This is a genomic window from Pseudarthrobacter siccitolerans, assembly GCF_030823375.1.
GTDB classification, from domain to species: Bacteria; Actinomycetota; Actinomycetes; order Actinomycetales; family Micrococcaceae; genus Arthrobacter; species Arthrobacter siccitolerans_A.
Genome location: NZ_JAUSXB010000001.1, coordinates 3,592,698 through 3,610,731, shown reverse-complemented (window position 1 = coordinate 3,610,731; position 18,034 = coordinate 3,592,698). Strand labels below are relative to the sequence as shown.

Genomic DNA, 18,034 nt, shown 5'->3' with positions numbered 1-18,034 from the left:
AAGCCGTTACTGCACTGTCCACATGGCACCGCCTTCAAACTGCACTTGACGGTGCGGATCGGTAGGCTTATGCAGTGAGCAAACAACGGGCGGGCCTTTTCATCGCTTTTGAGGGCGGGGACGGCGCCGGTAAGTCCACCCAGGCGGCCCGGCTCGCGGACGCCCTCGAATCGCGCGGACTCACTGTCCTGCGTACGCGGGAGCCCGGCGGTACCCCGATTGGCGAGAAACTGCGGTCCCTGGTCCTGGACCATGGCCAGGGGCACATCGATGCCCACACCGAAGCGCTGATCTTTGCCGCCTCGCGTGCGGCGCATGCAACCCAGGTCATCCGGCCCGCCCTTGACCGCGGCGAGGTGGTTTTGACGGACCGCTACATCGATTCATCGGTTGCCTACCAGGGCGCCGGGCGGGACCTCGGCAAGGACGCCGTGCGGTCCATTAATGCCTGGGCCACCTCCGGCCTGGAGCCCCACCTCACCGTGCTGCTGGACGTTGACCCAGAAGTGGGCCGCAGCCGCAGGACCGCTGGCGATGCTGCCGAAGACCGGCTGGAATCCGAAGCTGACGACTTCCACGTGCGGATCCGGGACGCCTTCCTGGAACTGGCAGCCAGCCGTGCCGGTTCCTACCTGGTGCTTCCGGCTCACCTTCCCGTCGATGAGCTGGCAGCGCACATCCTCCAGCGCGTGGACGCCCTGCTGGCCGCCGCGGAAGTGGGCAGCGCATGAGCGTATGGGAAGACCTGCAGGGCCAGGCCGCCGTCGTCGAACAATTGCGCCAGGCCTCGAGCGGCGAAAACCTGACGCACGCTTGGCTCTTCACCGGGCCGCCGGGCTCGGGCCGTTCGAATGCGGCCAAGGCTTTTGCGGCCGCGTTGAACTGCGACCAGGAGGACGTCACCCGGCGCGGTTGCGGGCAGTGCCCCGCGTGCCTGACCATCCTGGGCGAAACCCATTCGGACGTCACGTTCGTCCGGACTGAAAAAGTGACCATCACCATTGACGAGGCCCGGGAACTGGTGGCCGCAGCAGGGAACCGGCCATCAGCCGGCCGTTGGCGGATCATCGTGGTGGAGGACGCGGACCGGATGGCCGAGCGGACCACGAACGTCCTCCTCAAGGCGATCGAGGAGCCAACCCCGCGGACGGTGTGGATGCTGTGCGCGCCGTCCCCCGCCGATGTACTGGTGACCATCCGCTCGCGCTGCCGCAGCGTGGCGCTGCGTCTGCCGCCCGCCGCTGATGTGGCTGCTTTGCTGGTAAAGCGCGACGGCGTGGAGCCGGCCTTGGCGGAGCGCGCGGCCCGGGCGGCACAAAGCCATGTGGGCATCGCCCGGCGGCTCGCGCGGGATCCTGCGGCCCGGGAGCGCCGGCTGGAGACGGTGAGGTTCCCGCTGGGCCTGCGCGGGGTCACAGCCGCGGTGATGATGGCGGAAAAGCTGGTTAAAATTGCCACCGCCGAGGCCACGAGTTCCAACGAGGAACGCGACGCCGCCGAGAAGGCCGCGTTGCTGGCCACGCTTGGAGCACCCGAGTCGGGCACGCTTCCGCCGGCCATGCGGAGCCAGGTGAAGCAACTGGAGGAAGACCAGAAACGCCGTGCCAAACGGTCCGTCACCGATTCCCTGGACCGTACCCTCACAGACCTGCTGTCCTTCTACCGGGATGTGATGATTATCCAGCTCGGGAATGCTGTGGAGCTCGTAAACGTTGAGATCAGGGGTGAATTGGAGGAGTTCGCCAGCCGCTCCACCCCAGAAGCCACCCTTGCCCGGATGGACGCCATCAACAAAGCCCGTGAACGCATCACCACCACCAACGTTGCCCCGCTGTTGACCATTGAGTCCATGGCAGCCAGCCTGATCTAGCCCCCTCCAAGGAGACCCGATGACTGCCCGCCCCCTGCCTGCACGCCCCGCATCCTGGGCGATTGCGGCACGTGCCGCCGGGGCCATGGCCCTTGCCATGGTCCTGGCCAGCTGCAGCCTCCTGAACGGCGGAGACCGCAGCCAGGAGGCAGCCACGGCGAAGGCTGACCCCTCGATTGTGGCGTCCGCTCCGGCCGGGCTTGAACAGTTCTACTCGCAGGAAGTGGTGTGGGAGCCGTGCGAAAACAACTTCCAGTGCGCCAAGGTCGAAGTGCCCATGGATTACGGTAATCCCGGCGGCGAAACCATTGAACTGGCGGCGTTGCGGGCCCCGAGCACGGGCAACAAAACGGGCAGCCTGCTCGTCAACCCCGGCGGCCCCGGCGCGTCCGGGTACGACTTCGTCAAGGACGCAGCGGGAACGCACTTTTCGCAGGCGGTGCGGAACGCCTACGACCTGGTGGGCTTCGACCCCCGGGGTGTAAAGCGCTCCGCGCCCGTTGCCTGCATGACGGATGCCGAACGCGACGCGGCCCGTGCCAAGATCTACAACCTGGACACGGACGCCGGCCTGCAGGAGGCGCTGACAGACAATAAGGCCGTCGCCGCCAAGTGCTCTGAGCAGACCGGGCCCGTGCTGGCCCATATCGATACTGTGAGCTCCGCGAAGGACCTGGACATCCTCCGTGCCGTGGTCAACGACGCAAAGCTGAACTACCTCGGGTACTCCTACGGCACGTTCCTGGGGTCCACCTACGCTTCGCTGTTCCCGGACAATGTGGGCCGTATGGTGCTCGATGGTGCCCTTGATCCCTCCATCAGCAGCGAGGAACTGACCCGCGGCCAGGCACGCGCCTTTGAAAAGTCCCTCGGGGCTTATGTTGAGAGCTGCCTTGAGCAGGAGAAGTGCCCGCTGAGCGGAAATGTCGATTCCGGCGTGCAGCAGATCCGGGACCTCATCAACGCTGTACAGCAGACGCCCCGCACCGCCAAGGACGGCCGGATGGTTAACGCCACCATGTTCGTCAGCGGCCTGATTACCCCGCTGTACAACGATCAGAGCTGGCCTGCGCTCACGCAGGCCCTCGATGCGGCCATGGCAGGGGACGTGAGCCTGATGCTTCGACTCGCAGACCTGAGTGCCGACCGCGCCTCCAACGGGACGTACACCTCCAATTCATCGTTCGCATTTAGCGCCATCAACTGCCTGGACTATCCCACGGCGTCCGACACGGCCAGCATGCGGGCCGAAAAGCAGCAGCTGGTGCAGGAGTCCCCCACATTCGGGTACTTTTTCGCCTACGGCGGCACCAACTGTGCCGGCTGGCCGTACAAGAACCTCCGCACCCCGGCACCCATGGAGTACAGGGGCGAAACCCCCATTGTGGTCATCGGTACTACGGGTGACCCCGCCACACCGGTGGAGTGGGCCGCCTCGCTCCGGAAGCAGCTGGGCAATGCCTCCCTGCTGACCTGGAACGGCGAAGGCCACACTGCCTACGGTCGGTCCAACAGCTGCATCGAGGACCCTGTTGACCGCTACCTGGTGAGCGGTCAGGTCCCGGCCGACAACACAGTGTGCTAAAGGCCTCAGCCCCCTACCCCCGGCCATTTTGACCCGGGCGCCGGGACTCTATTACAGTTGACTCTTGCATGAAGGGCCCGGTTCTTCCGGGCAGGAATGCGGTGCTTCCTTAGCTCAGTCGGTAGAGCGTTTCACTCGTAATGAAAAGGTCATCAGTTCGATTCTGATAGGAAGCTCGGGATAAACCCCGGACAGCCCCTAAATTTAGGGGTTTCCGGGGTTTTTCGCTGGTTAATCCTGAAGCCCTCTTTAGGTTCGGGGCACATTTATGGCACACTTTCGCGCTCCTTCAGCAGCACTTATGTAGGTGTGAAGCGATTTTAGTCCCGCTCCAGTAAGCGGTCCTGCTAGGGCTCCCCTGCTCACTTGCATCTGGGCACCGACTGCTAATCCTCCACCTGTTGTGGAACAGGCGGAAAGAGTTCGTGTCGGTTTCGGCGTCGGAAACACGCTTGGGCACGATCTTGGCTATCCAAGGCTTCAGAGTCCGACATGCCCCGTACAAGCATCGCCGAAGCTATCCATAGACGGCAGCTACCGTTAAGGCAGGACTAGATGGCTGGAGAGTAGCGCGTGGATACAGGGACGATCCCACTAGGCGAGCGAGCACTGCGCAACATTTTGGACCACGTAATTTCGGTGGGCGATGAAGCAGAAGCAGGGTATCTGGAGGTGAAGAGCCAACTCGACTTTTCCAAAGCCGAAGGAATCGCGAAGGTAGCGAAGTTTCTCCTGGGAGCTGCAAATCGTCGACCGAATGACGCGGCTAAGCACTTCCATGGATATGCGGTGTTGGTTGTGGGGGTGGAGAAGGGGAAGGCCGGTGGCATCCCCCGAGGTACTGAAGCCCACGAGCTAGAAGATCGGTTGCGCCCTTACCTTGGGCCACAGTTCCCGGCATTCGAACTAGGCCGACTCCCTATCGACGCCGAAAGTGAAGTTCTCTTCGTCATCTCCCCGCCCCCTGTAGACGGCCAGACTATATTTCCCTGCCACAAGTCTTTCCAGGGATTCAAAAGGCAGGACAACTTGGACGACGGCGCAATCTACCTGCGAGGTGCCAGCAACACGCGCCCTGCAAGGGCAGGAGAAGTACTTGCCCTTGTAGAAAGGGCACGCGCGGCAGGCAGGTCAGCAATCACACTGGACGTTCAGGTCCTTGGACCCATTAATCGAGTCGCTCGTGTGGACGAGGTACTGGAGTACCTGTACAAGCGCGAGGAGGAACGCTTTGCTAAGCCTCCGACCTCCTCCACGGCAACCATCCCAGTCTTCATGCCAGCCATCCTCGGCGGTACAGAGCCAGCGAGTGATGAAAATCGTGCCGGCAGCCTGGCAACATGGCGTCAAGAAAGACCAGAACACCTACAAAACGGCCGGCGCCATTTCCTCGGCGTTGCACTTCCGGGCGCCGGCATTCGGGTTGTGAGCCGTGATCGGTTTGTGGCCAAGCCCCATCTCATAGTTACGTTCCACGACTGTGAGGTGTTCGATCATCGGGAGACCGCCGACGCGAATTTCGCGAAGGTAGTCGAGCCGGTTATGCGTCGAATTAGTCCATACGGACCGGCATTCGATCCCGCAGACCTGCACGTCGCAGTCCGTGGCTACCCGGTCCAGTGGAACAACAGAGGGAACAACGTCGTAGTCGTCCTCACGCCAGAATCATTCCGTCCCAATGTGCCCTGGACAAGCGACGAGGACGACTACGTCCTCGTGACGCGTGATCCTCATGCGGAAGCTGTAGCTGTGACCTGGGTTTTGACTGAGGACGGCAGTGATGTCGTGACTACCGGGGAATTCAACATCGAGCCGGCCGACCTTGTCGCGGCTCCTGAATTGTTCAACCGCTCCTTCGTCGGAACATGAATTCGGACCACCATGAACTGACGACTGCCCGCCAGCCGTGGACGTTCGCCTCGGTCTGCGTCATGGTTCCCGCTCTGACCCTCCTTGTGTTCAGCCTGGCCGACCCCATAATCCAGCTGCTCCCCTGGTACGAGGTGACCTACCTGCTGATCGGCGCCTGCATCTTCGGCCCCACCGGCAAGCTCCCGTCGCTTCGGCAGGCCGTGGCGTTCCTGCTTCCCGGGGCGCTGCTCGCTCCCCTGGCGCTCCTGGATCTTGGGTTCTGGGCCGGCGGCTGGCTGTTGGGGCTTCCTGCATGGGGGCTGTTGCTGAGCCGGTGGGCACCGGATAACCCGCTTCGGGTTGGCCAGCTGCTGAAGTTCGTCGGTCTGCTGGTGCTGGGGCTGGTGATCTTCACCTTCAATGCCATCTTCGTGATCTTCAGCGTCGGCCTGTTCCTCTTGCCGGCCATTCCTCTGACCCGGCTGGCCAGCCCTGATTATCGGGCCAGACCGGCGCAGGCGGCCGTGGAGGTACTCCTGGCAGTGTCCGCAGTGATGGTGGCCGTGGCAATTCCTACTCCTGAAGGAGCATGGGCGTCGCCCTGGATACATGCCGGCGGGGCAGCGACGGCAGGACTCATGATCGCCTTCTGGGCGAGTGGACTTACCCGGCGTTCCAGGCGGAAGCAGCTCAACGACGGAGCAGTCGTCTAGGTTCTGCATGGGCATCTGGCCGTCAGCAAGGTCCGACTACATGCTGGTTGTGCTTCCGCTATGAATACGAAATGGGCTTGCGCACACATTGCTAAGCATGCTTATTATGTTCTCAGTCGGATGGGGATCCGGTGCGAGGGGTAATCGAGAAGGGTGCGCTCAGCGAACGGGGCGCACCCCTTTTCGCACTCAAATTTACTCAACAGGAGGACTATTGTGAGCGACTCCGAAACCAGGGAACAGCCAGTCGGCGAGCCAAAGGACCCGCAGACCGAAAGCCCGAAGACGAAGCCCGAGGAAGACCGTCCTATAACCGAGGACCCTGATGGGACACCCAAGGAAAACCCTTCGGGAGGTTGAGACTCAAGTGCATGCAGAACCTGCCGAACAGTGACTGGCAGCAAACTAGGCGGGCCCGGCGAACTGGGCCCGCTCCTCTTTGCCCTGGAACTGGACCGTGCAGTTAGAGAATCCGCTGGAACATCCGGTGGTCCTGCCACTGGCCAGCAATTTGCAGATAAGCGGGAGCCATGCCATATGACGCGAACCCGTTCTTCTCCAGGACCAGCTGCGATGCGGTGTTGTGCACAAGGGTTGCCGCTTCCAGACGGTGCAATCCCAAGTCATGCTTGGCGATATTCACGGCAGCGCCGACGGCTGCGGTCATCAGTCCCGCACCTTGGGCGGCCTGGTCGATCCAGTAGCCAAGATGAGCATTCTGGAAGGCGCCGCGCACAATCGAGCTGAGGGTCAGCAGACCGAGGATGGTTCCTTCTTTCGCCAGCACCATAGGAAGAGCTGTTCCCGCGCCCAGCTCGGTCCGTTGCCGCGCGATTACTTCTTGCTGGCCCTGAACGGTGTAGAACCTGTCGGGCCGGATCGGCTCCCACGGCGCGAGATAGGTTCGGTTCTTCTGAAACGCTTCCGTCAGCGCGCGGGCGTCCATCTTCCGGACCGGTCGGAGGACAACGCCGTCGAAAAGTTCGGACGAGAAGTTCATCCGCTCACCCTATCCAGCAACTTGAGCTGCCACCCTCACGTAGCCTAGGTCCAGCGACTATTTGGGGGTAGCAAATGTTTTCAAGTCCAGCATTCGGCATTATGGGCATCCTGTACGCCGTCTTCATGATCGCGGTGGCCGTCCTGGCGGTGTACGCCCTGGTCCTGGCCATCATCTTCCTACGGCTGAGGATCGCCGAGCTGAAGCGGGCCGCGCGGGGCGGTGACAGCTGATGCTCCGCGAGCTGGCCCTTAGAGTCTTTACCTATGAAGGTAAAAGGCAGCAGAGTCCCGGTTCGACCCGTCCAACAGTGCGTCATCGTCCACGGGTACGAATCGTCTCCGGATGCAAACTGGTTCCCTTGGCTTCAAAGTGCCCTCGAAGCTGAAGGCATAGCAGTCACGGTCGTTTCCCTCCCCGATCCGGACGAGCCTGACAAGGCAGCTTGGGATAACGCGGTCAGTGCGGCACTCGGAGTGCCCGATGCGGCAACGGTGGTTGTGGCCCATTCCCTCGGTGTGGTCACAGTCCTGCGAGTACTCGCGGCGTTGCCGGAGCCATGGGAGCTTGGCGGTCTCGTGTTGGTGGCCGGGTTCACTGAACCCCTGGAAGCATTGCCGGAGCTCGATGGTTTCCTCGCCACTGACGTTGACGTTGAGCGGGTGGCAATGAGCATCGGGGAACGAACAGTCCTTCGCTCCGATACGGATCCCTTCGTGCCGCCGGAAGCATCCGATGACATCGCCAGGCGCCTAAGCGCCCGGGTGCAGATTCACCCGCGAGCAGGACACTTCATGACGGAAGACGGCGTCACAAGCCTGCCTGCTCTGCTTGACCTGCTCCTATCCAGGTAGGGCTCAAGGCTGGCCACCAACTTTGAAAAGTGATTCACGGGAGCGCTCGTGAATGCTTCGTCTAGCAAAAACAGCTAGATGACGGGTCTCAAGGCAGTGGCGGGAGTGGCCGTGAAGGTTCGGGATACCTTCACTCGTAATGAAAAGGTCATCAGTTCGATTCTGATAGGAAGCTCGGGAAACCCCGGACAGCCCTGGAAACGGGGGTTTCCGGGGTTTTTCGCTGGTTAAGCCTGGCCACCCCATTAGGTTTGGGTAGGGAGCCGGCTTGCCTGTTCGCGGAGAAAGTCCGTGGCCGCCTTCGGCTTGATACCACGCCGGCGCAGGGGCTCATCGTCCCAGGTGGCCTCGTTCAGGTCTTGGTGTACCCCCGCGCCGAAGGCGGAGGCCAGTGCGTCGTTACGGCGTTTGAGCAAACGCACCAAAAGACGGGCTACGGGGCGGGGCATCCGCTGGACCTTCATCCTGCGATGAGTGAGGTCCTGAGCAACCGCGATGGCCTCGTTCTTGGTCAGGGGCTCCGGGCCTCCGAACTCGATCAGCGCAGGAGGGTCAGTCTCGAGTGCTACCGCGCAAAGGAGAGAGGCAACATCCTCCGTGGCCACCCACCGCCTCCTGGTGTTGCCTTTGCCGATGATGGCTGCCTTTCCTGTGGCCATGTCAAAGCGGGCCATCGGGGCCAGGTGGACTTCCTGGAAGGCGTCCGCGCGGACGATGACCGTCTGCATAGTTGAGTCGTTGAGGCGCCTCTCGACTGCAAGCTTGGCGTGTTCAAGCGGTGTACCGATAGAGGCCTCAACCCCTGCGAAGGAAAGATAGACGAAGCGCTGCACGCCGGCGGCCTCGGCGGCCGCAACCAATGCGACCATGCCCTCCTCATCCACCTCCCGGATGCTTGGACTTCTGGCCCCTGCCAGGCGCCGGGTCATCGCCGTGGCGGTCGCGATCAGGACGTCGGCGCCCCCGCATGCAGCCCTGAGGCTGGCCGGCATTGTGAGGTCCCCGCGCACCACCTCCGCACCGATCCCGCGCAACCCGGCGTCGTCGGTGCTGGTCCTTACCAGGCAGCGGACGGATTGTCCCTCGAGGCGCAGCCGGCTGGTAACACGTCCGCCGAGATCACCGGTGGCACCGACAATGAGAATCATGACCGCTCCACTTCAAATTGGGTGGAGGTGCTGTAGTGCGTGTAGAACCTGGGACCGGGCACCGCAGGCGTCAACGCTCCGCCACTGACTGTTGCAGGGGCAGCACTCCTAAAACTTCCCGTACCGCGCACGGGCCATCGAGTACACGCCGTAGCAGATCAGTCCTGCCGCGATGCCGGCCAGCAGGAACACCCCGTACGGCTGGGAACCCAGAGTTTTCAGCCCGCCGTCCAGGCCTGAGGATTTCGAGGGGTCCGCGGTTGCCGCGGCAACAATGATCAGAACCCCCACCACGGCGAGAACAACGCCTTTTGCGGCGTAGCCGATGGTCCCGATCCACTTGATAGCCGCCCGGCCGTTGCCGGGGTCCTGCAGGTCCTCCATAAACTTCCGTGAAACGCCGCGATAGGCATAGAAAGCACCGGCTGCGATGATCGCCAGACCGGCCGCGACCAGCAGCACCATGCCGGCGGGTACCCCCATTAACTTGGCCGTAAAGTCGCTCGCAGACTGGCTGGAGTTCTTGCTTCCGCCGGAGGCGAAGACCGCAAAGGTAAAGGCCAGGAAAGCAAACACCACGGCTTTTCCAACGGCGGACCCGGCCTTCTTCAGTTTCTCTTTTGACTCGGTTTCGGTGCGGGCATTGAAGAACGCCTCGCTGAACATCCAGAGCGCCAACGCCGCGCACGCCACGAGCCCCGCCCAAAGCAGTGCGGGGCCACCAGGTTTGGAAGCGATAGATGCTATCGCGCCGGATTGATCTGCCTGGCCGCCCTGTCCCCGGTCAACCTGAAGGGCGATGACGCCGATCAGGATGTGGACCAGTCCGATGAAGACGTATCCGGCTCGAGCCAAGGCGCGCAAGGCCGGGCTTCGGCTCGCTGATGCAGCTTCGGATACCGCCCGATTAGCTTTCCCCGAGGCACTGACCATGACCGGCCCTTCCCGATATTTACCTTTTATTGGCTCGTGCCCCCAGCCGGCCCGGCCCGCACCATTGCGGAATAGTCCAGTGTAGATCCGTGTGCCCAGGTCACAACAGATCCACTACGACCAACACTGGGCGCGGTCGACCGCCGGGATGCACAGGAGATTCACAGCCCTGTCTAAGGAACCGCGGGAACCGGCGCGCGCATGATATAGGGATCCCCTTCAAGCAAAGGGGTCCGTTCGAAGTAAGGAGATGTGACATGGAGACCAGCAAAAAGTCAGCTTTCGCCGGTCTTGCCCTTGCAACAGTCGTGGGAGGCGGGGCGATCGCTGCCAACGCCGCCACAGCGCCGCCTTCCCCGGACTCCAGCCAGTCCTCCACCGCCCAGGCCCGCGATGAGTCCAAGGGCGGACACCAGGCCAACGGAATCACCGAAAGCCTCCTGACGGGCGGGACGGCCACCAAGGTCACGGATGCAGCCCTGGCCGCCAATCCCGGTGCCACCATTCAGCGGGTTGAGACGGACGCCGAGGGCGCAGCCTACGAGGCCCACATCGTGAAGTCCGACGGAACCCGTGCAACCGTCCACTTCGATGAGAACTTCAACATCACGTCTACGGAGACAGGAGGACAGGGCCGGGCACACGGGCGCTGAAACAAAACCGGGAAGACTCCGGCGGAGGCACTTCGCGGGACTCTTCTGGTGACGCTGCTTGTGTCACTCCTGCGCCCACAGGTGACTTGCAGGCGCCCTGGCGCGGCAAGTAGTGGACGCCGCGAGAGTCGAGTACTTCCTACCGATGAATAGTGTGGGGGCCGCTCCTAATCTTGTTGTACGGCGGCACGCTCACACGGAGCCGCCGCACTCGGGGCTTGCCCGGTGAACCTGGCTCCAGCCGATGACGACGGTACTGGTGCTAATCGCACTTTTCTCAGGACCTCCGATGCCGCTATCTCCAGATCCCGCCGATCGGCACGAAGTTCTGGATCGGCTTTCCAAGCAGTTGCCGGGCTGTATGGCGCAGTCAGCCATACGCGATGACGCCCTCCGGCAAGCGCCGGGCAGACCTATCCTGATGCTCCGGCCAGCACCCGTCAGGGTCGGTTCCGCCATAGGGCACGCCGTTGCCTATACGGTGACGCACGTCCTGGTGGAATGGGCGAACGACGGCGATCGTGAGAGCAGGTGGCTGGCAAGTTGGCTGGTGCGCCGGCTGTAAGGCGGAGGAACCGATCAGCATAGGTGCAAGCCTGCCGGAGCACGACCGCATGCGGCCGGCCGGCTTCCGTCGTAGGCTGGACCTCGCAGGCGGCGGAGAGGAGCCCGAGGTGGCCGGGGCAGCATTGAACAAGACAGCGTTGGCCGGGGCGGATATGGCCGGAGTGATGGCCGAGCTGGCGGGCCTTGAGGAACCGCGTGCACGCGAGGTTAACGAAAAGCACGGTGACGATCACGGGGTAAACCTCGGCAAACTCCGCGCTGTCGCCAAGCGGCTCAAGACGCAACAGGAACTCGCCAATGAGCTCTGGGCAACTGGTGACACGGCGGCGAGGCTGCTGGCGCTCCTGATCTGCCGCCCGAAGGCGTTCGCGCCCGACGAGTTGGATGCCATGCTGCGCGAGGCCCGCACACCCAAGGTGCACGACTGGCTCGTGAGTTACGTGGTGAAGAAAAGCCCGCACTCGGAAGAGCTTCGAACCACATGGTTGGCTGACCGCGATCCGTTGGTTGCGAGCGCGGGCTGGGCGCTGACCAGTGAACGCGTGGCGAAGCAGCCCGAAGGACTGGACCTCGCAGGGCTCCTGGACGTCGTTGAAGCTGAAATGAAGGACGCTCCGGAGCGGCTGCAGTGGGCGATGAATACCTGCCTGGCCACCATCGGCATCTGGCACCCCGACCAGCGCAGCAGGGCAGTCAGCATCGGCGAGCGCCTGGCGGTGCTCAAGGACTACCCCACTCCCCCGGGCTGTACGTCTCCCTTTGCGCCAACATGGATCGCGGAAATGGTGCGGCGGCAGGACAACACGTAGGAAGGGCTGCGCCCACCCGCTGCCCGGTGCCAGCCTGGAGCAACGCTGGCCCCTAAGATGGCGTGCATGGATGACGAGGCGCTGGCGGAGATTGCAAACGAGCTCTACGCCAAGCCGTTGGAGGACTTTATCGCCGCCCGCGCAGCCGCGGCGAAGGAAGCCGCCGGGTCCGACAAGGAACTGGGGGCGGCCGTGCGCGGGTTGCCCAAGCCGTCGGTTGCCGCGTGGGCCGTCAACATGTTGGCCCTGCACCAGCCTGAGGTCCTCGCCAGGCTGGCGGACCTCGGCGGCCGGATGCGCGAAGCACAAGCCTCACTGGACGCCACGGCCCTGCGTGAACTGGGGCGGGAGCGCCGCACGGTGCTGGCCGCCGCCGTCCACACCGCCCGCGCAGTGGCGCAGGAGGAGGGCCGGTCCATCAGCGACGCCATGGCTACCGACGTCGAGGAGACCCTGCGCGCCCTGACCGCCGATGCAGGGGCGGCGGCCGCTGTCCAAAGCGGCCGCCTGCTCAAGACGCTCTCGGCGGATGGCGTCAACGCCGTCGACCTGGACGGCTCAGTCGCGGTGGCCGCCGCACTGCCGGCGACGCCCCGGACAGCTCCCGCTCCTGCCAAGCCGGCGCCGGTCAAGCCACAGAAGGCGGGTACGACGACGGAGCGTACGTCCCGCGCGCAGCCGGACAGGCCACGGCTCCAGGCAGTCCGGCAGGCCCCCCGGCCAGCGTCACCGCCCGCCCTGGAGAAAGCAAAAGCCGCCTTCGCAGAAGCGGAGGCGGCACATGCAGAAACCGCACGGCTGGCCCGGGACCTGCAGGACCAGGCGGATGAGACACGCACCCAGATCACTGAGCTCCTCGAGGAGACGGCAGACCTCCGGGCACGCCTCAAAGCGGCCGAGGACCGGCTGGAGCGCTCGCGGAGAAGCGTGGCCGCCACAACCGCCGAGGCAAAGCAGGCCATGCGGGCTGCGGACAAGGCCGAGCGGGCGGCCAGGCTGGCGCAGGAACGGGTCCTCCGGCTGGGCAGCACAGACACGCCGTCCTGATTCCAAAGAATGTCAGACCCCGGTTGCACACTGGATTTATGGAAAATCAGCCCGTACAGGAATTTCAGGTCACCTACTTCGACGCTGACTGCGGCCGTGCCCGGGCCGAAGTCTTTGACACCCTCGCAGAGGCAGAGCGCTTCGCCAGCCGGCACTGCCACGGCGAGGACAGCTGGGCGGTTGTGGACGCCGTTCCCGTCCAGCAGGTCCGCATCGCCGCCTAAGTCTCTGGCGCTGCTCAAAGCGGCTTAAAGCAGCAACCCGCGCCGCCCGGGCAAAAGCCCTGGCAGCACGGGTTGGAAGCTCCGCCGGAACTACGCGAAGTCGGAAACTGCGGGGTCGGGCCCGATCCGGCCTTCGCCGTTCGCGGTGCGGTCCAGCGCATTGATGGCCTCGACGTCGTCGGCGGCCAGGGAGACCTCCAGCGCTGCGAAGTTCTCGCGGATCCGGGACTCGGTGACGGACTTGGGGATCACCACGTTGCCAATGGCAAGGTGCCAGGCGATAACAACCTGGGCAGGCGTAGCGCCGTGCTTGGCAGCAATGGCGGCCACTGCCGGATCCTCGAGGAGCTCGCCGCCCTGGCCCAGCGGGGACCAGGCCTGGGTCAGGATCCCCTTCGAGGCACCGAACTCGCGCAGTTCCCGCTGGCTGAAGTACGGGTGCAGCTCGATCTGGTGGATGGCCGGGACTACGCCCGTTTCGTCGATGAGCCGCTGCAGGCCATCAACCGTAAAGTTTGAAACACCGATGGACTTGACCCGGCCGCGCTTCTGCAGCTCGATCAGTGCCTTCCAGGTGTCCACGTACTTGTCCTGCTTGGGCTGCATCCAGTGGATCAGGTACAGGTCCAGCGTCTCAAGGCCGAGCCGGTCCATCGACTCCTCGAATGCGGCGAGGGTGGACTCGTAGCCCTGGTCGGCATTCCACAGCTTGGTGGTGATAAAAAGCTGCTCCGGTGACAGCCCGGAGCTGGCGATGGCCCGGCCAACGCCGGCCTCGTTGCCATAGATCTTGGCAGTGTCGATGTGGCGGTAGCCCGCTTCGAAGGCCTGGCGGACAACCTTTTCCGCCACTCCGTCCTCAACTTGCCACACACCATAGCCGAGCTGGGGGACCTGGTTTCCGTCGTTGAAAGTCAATGTGGGTGAAAGAGTCATCCTTTTATCCTGCCAAACGAACCGGCGCAGGCAAGCAGAAATACCAGCGGTAAGCCACACGCTTAACCGGGAATATCTTCCCGCCCGGAACCAGTACGTTCCTCCGCGAGGTGCCTCTCGGCGTCGGCCACCTGCTGGAACACCGCCTCGGCGCGCCGTCGTACGGACACGGCGCCCACGGGGACCGGACCAACGGCAAGGCGGAGCATGGCCGCGGCTTCCGAGGTGGTGGCCAGGGAATTGCCCGCTTTGGACAGTGCACGGTGGACCCCTGCCAGGCCCACCGGAATGTCCAATCCTTCGCTGGGCGACCGCCGCTGCGCTTCCATGCAGACGGCCCTGACGCGTTCCAGCAGGCCGGCGAGCTCATTGGCGATCTCCACCAGTTCGCCGTAGAGCTGGTCGTCCTCCACGCCCTCGAGGACCTGGTGGAACCGGTCCAGCCCCCGGTGGAAACGGTCGTGGGCGCGGCGCCACAACCCCTGCCCCAATTCCGCGTCGTCTTTGCGCCCCTGCCTGGCGGCGCTGAAAAAGCCCAATGAACCTAGAGGTACTGTCCGGGACCGTGGTCCGGGTCGTTCGGCTGGCCCGGGCGCGCCGGAGCACCGGGGCGGGGGCCGGCCGGGGCCCGTTGCGGCTCGCCGTTTTCCCCAATCACTACGCCGGGGGCGATGACGGTGCCGGGCGGAAGCTGGCGGAGCTGCATCTGCGCGGCGGCGTGCTCGCGGGCGGCGTGCTGGGCGGCGATGGCGGTCTGGATGCCGTGGAACAGCCCCTCCAGCCAACCCACCAGCTGGGCCTGGGCTATGCGCAGTTCGGCGTCGGAGGGGGTGGTGTTATCGGAGAACGGCAGGCTGATCCTGTCCAGTTCCTCCACCAGTTCAGGCGCCAGCCCGTCCTCCAGCTCTTTGATGGAGCGCTCGTGGATTTCGGCGAGCCTCCCCCGTGCAGCATCATCCAGCGGGGCAGACTTCACCTCCTCGAGGAGCTGCCTGATCATGGTGCCGATCCGCATCACCTTGGCCGGCTCATCCACCAGGTCCTGGAGCTTGCTGCCTTTGGGTTTGCCATCGTTGCCCGGACCAGCCTGGGCAGGCGCCGGCTGGCTGTCATCGATGGTGGTGCCCTCTACCGGGAGGTCCTCAGGTGCCTGAGTGTCGTTCGGATCGCTCATGGGTTCATACTCTCATGAGCGATCCGCCCGAGGTCCACTCCATGAACCCAGCTGACGCCCTGTACGCTACAGGCTCAATCAGCAGCACCGGCCCTGCGGATTGGAGTCCTGGCGGTCCGCCCGGTCCCGCCAGAACTCCCGCTCACTCAACGGCGGCGTGCTGTGGCCCGCGGCCTGGTGGTGCTCCAGGTACTTCGTGTAGGCATCGGCTCCCAGGACACCTCCCAGGTAGCGCGCAAACCCCCGGAAGCCCCGGGTGACGGCAGCGAGTCCGGCGCTCATCAGTGATGCCCTGCCCGCTCGAACCTCAGCTCGGCCGGGACTTTGTCCCACGCAGCCATCAGCTCCCGCTCCGCCGGAGTGGGAATCAGCCCTGCCGGGGCAAAGACCCGCGAAGGATGCGCGGGGTCCTCGTTGTCCTCCACAGCTTTCCCGTCTGCGTGGTTACGGAACGCATTGACGGTGGCGAGCACCGCCGTCGCGATCACGATGATGCTGAGCACCACAAAGATCACTGAGAGCCAGCCCTGGATGGCGGTGTTGCGCACCACGGCTTCCATTGCTGCCACGGATTTCGCCGTGCCAAACTCCGTCTTCCCGTCAGCGAGTGCTTTACTGAAGGCCGCGTTGTTGGCGAAGTACCCCACAGCCGGGGTGGGCGAGAAGATCTTCTGGTAGCTCGCGGTGATGGTGACAACGGCGGCAAACGCCAGCGGCAGCGCCACGATCCAGAGGTACTTGAACGTGCCTTGCTTTGCCACGATGGCCAGGCAGACAGCCAGGGCTATGGCCGCCAGCAGCTGGTTGGCGATGCCGAACAGCGGGAACAGCGTGTTGATGCCGCCCAGCGGATCAGTCACACCCATCAACAGCACCGCGCCCCAGGCTCCCACCATGACCGCTGTGCAGAGCCAGGCGCCGGGCCGCCAGGAAGCTTCCTTGAACTTCGGAATGAAGTTGCCGATGGAATCCTGCAGCATGAACCGGGCAACGCGGGTTCCGGCGTCAACGGCCGTGAGGATAAAGAGGGCCTCAAACATGATGGCGAAGTGGTACCAGAAGGCCATCATGGCTGTGCCGCCGATGAACTGCTGCATGATGTGGGCGAGGCCCACCGCCAGCGTAGGCGCGCCGCCGGTACGGGAGACGATGCTCGCCTCGCCCACGTTCGCCGCAGTTTCCGAGAGCACGCCGGGGCTGAGGTTGACGCCGGACAGGCCAAGGCTGTTGACCCAGGTGGCGGCTGTTTCGGCTGTTCCGCCGGTCAGGGCCGCGGGAGCGTTCATGGCGAAGTACAGGCCGCGGTCGATGGAGATTGCTGCCAGGAGGGCCATGATGGCCACGAAGGACTCCATCAGCATGCCGCCGTAGCCGATGTAGCGGGTTTGCCGTTCCTTTTCCACCATTTTGGGGGTGGTGCCTGAGGAAATCAGCGCGTGGAAGCCGGACAGGGCGCCGCACGCGATGGTAACGAACAGGAAGGGGAACAGCGCGCCGGGGAACACAGGCCCGTTCTCCCTGCTGGCGAATTCGCTGAACGCCGGAACACTGATCTCCGGGCGGACCACAATGATGGCCAGCGCGAGCATCACGATCACGCCGATCTTCATAAACGTGGAGAGGTAGTCCCGGGGTGCCAGGAGCAGCCAGACCGGCAGGATCGCCGCGATGAAGCCGTAAACGATGAGCCCCCAGGCGATGGTCACCTTGTCCAGCGTGAAGATGTCGGTGCCCCACGGGGTGTCAGCCACCATGCCGCCGCCGATGATGGCCGCGAGCAGCAGGACAAAACCAATCACCGAGACTTCCATGACCTTGCCGGGCCGCAGGAACCGGAGGTAGACGCCCATGAACAGCGCGATGGGGATGGTCATGCCTACCGAGAAGACGCCCCACGGGCTTTCAGCCAAAGCATTGACCACCACCAGGGCGAGGATTGCCACGATGATGACCATGATGAGCAGGGTGGCGACGAGGGCCGCCGTGCCCCCGATGACTCCGAGCTCCTCGCGTGCCATCTGTCCGAGCGAACGCCCGCCGCGCCGCATCGAGAAGAACATCACCAGGTAGTCCTGCACGGCGCCTGCAAGCACGACGCCGATGATGATCCAGATAGTGCCCGGCAGGTAGCCCATCTGGGCGGCAAGGACGGGGCCCACCAGCGGGCCAGCGCCGGCGATGGCGGCAAAGTGGTGGCCGAACAGGACATTCCGGTCCGTCCGCACGTAGTCCTTGCCGTCCGCTTTGTACTCGGCCGGGGTGGCCCGGAGGTCATCCGGTTTGGTGATGTAGCGCTCGATGACCTTGGAGTAGAAGCGGTAACCGATGAGATAGGTACAGACCGAAGCAAAAACGAACCAGATCGCATTCACCGTTTCGCCGCGGATGATCGCGAGCATGAACCAGGCCACGCCACCCAGCAGGGCAATCGCTGCCCAGAGGGCGATTTTTCCGGGTGTCCACTTCTTCTCTTCGGCCTCACGGACGTTGCGGTCCACAGCCGACGGCGGGAGTTCCGTAGCGGTGGCCACCGCGCCTTCGCCCCGGGCTGTGCTTCGTCGATGATCAGGCGTTCCGGCCATGTCTCCTCCTTGAGAGTCTTTCGCATCTGCTGACAGGCACCCTACCAATGAGGAACCGGCACCGGACTGGATTTGGCCGCCTGGAGGA

At 63.9% G+C, this 18,034-nt stretch carries 20 protein-coding genes and 1 tRNA gene; 13 read left to right on the top strand and 8 right to left on the bottom strand.

The window, feature by feature from the left end:
- The first annotated feature begins 74 nt into the window (after positions 1–74).
- The 6 genes from tmk (at position 75) to QFZ36_RS16875 (ending at position 6,019) form a co-directional block, all read left to right on the top strand.
- Positions 75–731, top strand: a complete 657-nt coding sequence (gene tmk, locus QFZ36_RS16900) for a dTMP kinase (protein ID WP_306638117.1) — start codon at positions 75–77, stop codon at positions 729–731.
- Complete coding sequence (locus tag QFZ36_RS16895; RefSeq protein WP_306638116.1) at positions 728–1,870, top strand: DNA polymerase III subunit delta'; 1,143 nt, start codon at positions 728–730, stop codon at positions 1,868–1,870. The genes tmk and QFZ36_RS16895 overlap by 4 nt, the downstream gene beginning before the upstream one ends.
- Positions 1,871–1,889: 19 nt before the next feature.
- Positions 1,890–3,455 carry an alpha/beta hydrolase gene (locus QFZ36_RS16890; RefSeq protein WP_306638115.1) on the top strand — a complete coding sequence of 522 codons (1,566 nt, stop codon included), beginning with the start codon at positions 1,890–1,892 and terminating at the stop codon, positions 3,453–3,455.
- Between the two features lie 103 nt (positions 3,456–3,558).
- Positions 3,559–3,631, top strand: a tRNA-Thr gene (locus QFZ36_RS16885).
- A 463-nt stretch (positions 3,632–4,094) separates the two neighbouring features.
- On the top strand, positions 4,095–5,324 hold the full coding sequence (locus QFZ36_RS16880; protein WP_306638114.1) for a hypothetical protein: 1,230 nt from the start codon (positions 4,095–4,097) through the stop codon (positions 5,322–5,324).
- A complete protein-coding gene (locus QFZ36_RS16875; protein ID WP_306638113.1) occupies positions 5,321–6,019 on the top strand; it encodes a hypothetical protein in 699 nt (232 codons plus the stop codon). The genes QFZ36_RS16880 and QFZ36_RS16875 overlap by 4 nt, the downstream gene beginning before the upstream one ends.
- Positions 6,020–6,482: 463 nt before the next feature.
- On the opposite strand, the gene QFZ36_RS16870 is transcribed toward QFZ36_RS16875, so the two are convergent.
- Positions 6,483–7,019 (bottom strand): GNAT family N-acetyltransferase, encoded by a 537-nt coding sequence (locus QFZ36_RS16870; protein WP_306638112.1) that lies wholly within the window; start codon positions 7,017–7,019, stop codon positions 6,483–6,485.
- 74 nt (positions 7,020–7,093) lie between these two features.
- Here QFZ36_RS16870 and QFZ36_RS16865 point away from each other — a divergent pair, with 74 nt between their 5' ends.
- Both QFZ36_RS16865 and QFZ36_RS16860 read left to right on the top strand, forming a co-directional pair.
- Positions 7,094–7,252, top strand: coding sequence for a hypothetical protein (locus tag QFZ36_RS16865; RefSeq protein WP_306638111.1), 159 nt, complete (start codon positions 7,094–7,096; stop codon positions 7,250–7,252).
- Positions 7,253–7,285: 33 nt separating this feature from the next.
- A complete protein-coding gene (locus QFZ36_RS16860; protein ID WP_306638110.1) occupies positions 7,286–7,873 on the top strand; it encodes an RBBP9/YdeN family alpha/beta hydrolase in 588 nt (195 codons plus the stop codon).
- A 245-nt stretch (positions 7,874–8,118) separates the two neighbouring features.
- On the opposite strand, the gene QFZ36_RS16855 is transcribed toward QFZ36_RS16860, so the two are convergent.
- Both QFZ36_RS16855 and QFZ36_RS16850 read right to left on the bottom strand, forming a co-directional pair.
- Positions 8,119–9,021: an SDR family oxidoreductase gene (locus tag QFZ36_RS16855; protein ID WP_306638109.1), complete on the bottom strand. Its 903-nt coding sequence runs from the start codon at positions 9,019–9,021 to the stop codon at positions 8,119–8,121.
- 108 nt (positions 9,022–9,129) lie between these two features.
- Entirely contained in the window at positions 9,130–9,876 is a 747-nt protein-coding gene (locus QFZ36_RS16850) for a DUF1206 domain-containing protein (RefSeq protein WP_306638108.1), read from the bottom strand.
- Positions 9,877–10,211: 335 nt separating this feature from the next.
- Here QFZ36_RS16850 and QFZ36_RS16845 point away from each other — a divergent pair, with 335 nt between their 5' ends.
- The 5 genes from QFZ36_RS16845 to QFZ36_RS16825 all read left to right on the top strand — a co-directional run bounded on the left by QFZ36_RS16845 (position 10,212) and on the right by QFZ36_RS16825 (position 13,254).
- Complete coding sequence (locus QFZ36_RS16845) at positions 10,212–10,607, top strand: hypothetical protein (protein ID WP_306638107.1); 396 nt, start codon at positions 10,212–10,214, stop codon at positions 10,605–10,607.
- A gap of 421 nt (positions 10,608–11,028) precedes the next feature.
- On the top strand, positions 11,029–11,172 hold the full coding sequence (locus QFZ36_RS16840; protein WP_306638106.1) for a hypothetical protein: 144 nt from the start codon (positions 11,029–11,031) through the stop codon (positions 11,170–11,172).
- A gap of 154 nt (positions 11,173–11,326) precedes the next feature.
- Positions 11,327–11,983, top strand: coding sequence for a DNA alkylation repair protein (locus QFZ36_RS16835; RefSeq protein WP_306639255.1), 657 nt, complete (start codon positions 11,327–11,329; stop codon positions 11,981–11,983).
- Positions 11,984–12,049: 66 nt separating this feature from the next.
- Positions 12,050–13,030 (top strand): hypothetical protein, encoded by a 981-nt coding sequence (locus QFZ36_RS16830; RefSeq protein WP_306638105.1) that lies wholly within the window; start codon positions 12,050–12,052, stop codon positions 13,028–13,030.
- Positions 13,031–13,068: 38 nt separating this feature from the next.
- On the top strand, positions 13,069–13,254 hold the full coding sequence (locus QFZ36_RS16825) for a hypothetical protein (protein ID WP_306638104.1): 186 nt from the start codon (positions 13,069–13,071) through the stop codon (positions 13,252–13,254).
- Positions 13,255–13,344: 90 nt separating this feature from the next.
- Here the strand turns inward: QFZ36_RS16825 and QFZ36_RS16820 are convergent, their stop codons facing one another.
- The 5 genes from QFZ36_RS16820 to QFZ36_RS16800 form a co-directional block, all read right to left on the bottom strand.
- Positions 13,345–14,190 (bottom strand): aldo/keto reductase, encoded by an 846-nt coding sequence (locus QFZ36_RS16820; protein ID WP_306638103.1) that lies wholly within the window; start codon positions 14,188–14,190, stop codon positions 13,345–13,347.
- Positions 14,191–14,252: 62 nt separating this feature from the next.
- Positions 14,253–14,729, bottom strand: coding sequence for a hypothetical protein (locus tag QFZ36_RS16815; RefSeq protein ID WP_306638102.1), 477 nt, complete (start codon positions 14,727–14,729; stop codon positions 14,253–14,255).
- 5 nt (positions 14,730–14,734) lie between these two features.
- Positions 14,735–15,364: a bacterial proteasome activator family protein gene (locus tag QFZ36_RS16810; RefSeq protein ID WP_306638101.1), complete on the bottom strand. Its 630-nt coding sequence runs from the start codon at positions 15,362–15,364 to the stop codon at positions 14,735–14,737.
- Between the two features lie 78 nt (positions 15,365–15,442).
- Complete coding sequence (locus QFZ36_RS16805; RefSeq protein ID WP_306638100.1) at positions 15,443–15,646, bottom strand: YbdD/YjiX family protein; 204 nt, start codon at positions 15,644–15,646, stop codon at positions 15,443–15,445.
- Positions 15,646–17,946, bottom strand: coding sequence for a carbon starvation CstA family protein (locus QFZ36_RS16800; RefSeq protein ID WP_306638099.1), 2,301 nt, complete (start codon positions 17,944–17,946; stop codon positions 15,646–15,648). Before QFZ36_RS16800 ends, QFZ36_RS16805 begins: the two co-directional genes overlap by 1 nt.
- Between the last annotated feature and the right edge of the window lie 88 nt (positions 17,947–18,034).

What these genes read in the sequence shown, in the direction of transcription:
- QFZ36_RS16860 (WP_306638110.1), top strand. Translation starts at nt 7,286, where the DNA reads ATGAAGGTAAAAGGCAGCAGAGTCCCGGTTCGACCCGTCCAACAGTGC.
- QFZ36_RS16800 (WP_306638099.1), bottom strand. Translation starts at nt 17,946, where the DNA reads ATGGCCGGAACGCCTGATCATCGACGAAGCACAGCCCGGGGCGAAGGC.
- QFZ36_RS16895 (WP_306638116.1), top strand. Translation starts at nt 728, where the DNA reads ATGAGCGTATGGGAAGACCTGCAGGGCCAGGCCGCCGTCGTCGAACAA.
- QFZ36_RS16855 (WP_306638109.1), bottom strand. Translation starts at nt 9,021, where the DNA reads ATGATTCTCATTGTCGGTGCCACCGGTGATCTCGGCGGACGTGTTACC.
- QFZ36_RS16875 (WP_306638113.1), top strand. Translation starts at nt 5,321, where the DNA reads ATGAATTCGGACCACCATGAACTGACGACTGCCCGCCAGCCGTGGACG.
- QFZ36_RS16825 (WP_306638104.1), top strand. Translation starts at nt 13,069, where the DNA reads ATGGAAAATCAGCCCGTACAGGAATTTCAGGTCACCTACTTCGACGCT.
- QFZ36_RS16845 (WP_306638107.1), top strand. Translation starts at nt 10,212, where the DNA reads ATGGAGACCAGCAAAAAGTCAGCTTTCGCCGGTCTTGCCCTTGCAACA.
- QFZ36_RS16805 (WP_306638100.1), bottom strand. Translation starts at nt 15,646, where the DNA reads ATGAGCGCCGGACTCGCTGCCGTCACCCGGGGCTTCCGGGGGTTTGCG.
- QFZ36_RS16870 (WP_306638112.1), bottom strand. Translation starts at nt 7,019, where the DNA reads ATGAACTTCTCGTCCGAACTTTTCGACGGCGTTGTCCTCCGACCGGTC.
- QFZ36_RS16830 (WP_306638105.1), top strand. Translation starts at nt 12,050, where the DNA reads ATGGATGACGAGGCGCTGGCGGAGATTGCAAACGAGCTCTACGCCAAG.
- QFZ36_RS16835 (WP_306639255.1), top strand. Translation starts at nt 11,327, where the DNA reads ATGGCCGGAGTGATGGCCGAGCTGGCGGGCCTTGAGGAACCGCGTGCA.
- QFZ36_RS16810 (WP_306638101.1), bottom strand. Translation starts at nt 15,364, where the DNA reads ATGAGCGATCCGAACGACACTCAGGCACCTGAGGACCTCCCGGTAGAG.
- QFZ36_RS16865 (WP_306638111.1), top strand. Translation starts at nt 7,094, where the DNA reads ATGTTTTCAAGTCCAGCATTCGGCATTATGGGCATCCTGTACGCCGTC.
- QFZ36_RS16890 (WP_306638115.1), top strand. Translation starts at nt 1,890, where the DNA reads ATGACTGCCCGCCCCCTGCCTGCACGCCCCGCATCCTGGGCGATTGCG.
- QFZ36_RS16820 (WP_306638103.1), bottom strand. Translation starts at nt 14,190, where the DNA reads ATGACTCTTTCACCCACATTGACTTTCAACGACGGAAACCAGGTCCCC.
- QFZ36_RS16840 (WP_306638106.1), top strand. Translation starts at nt 11,029, where the DNA reads ATGCTCCGGCCAGCACCCGTCAGGGTCGGTTCCGCCATAGGGCACGCC.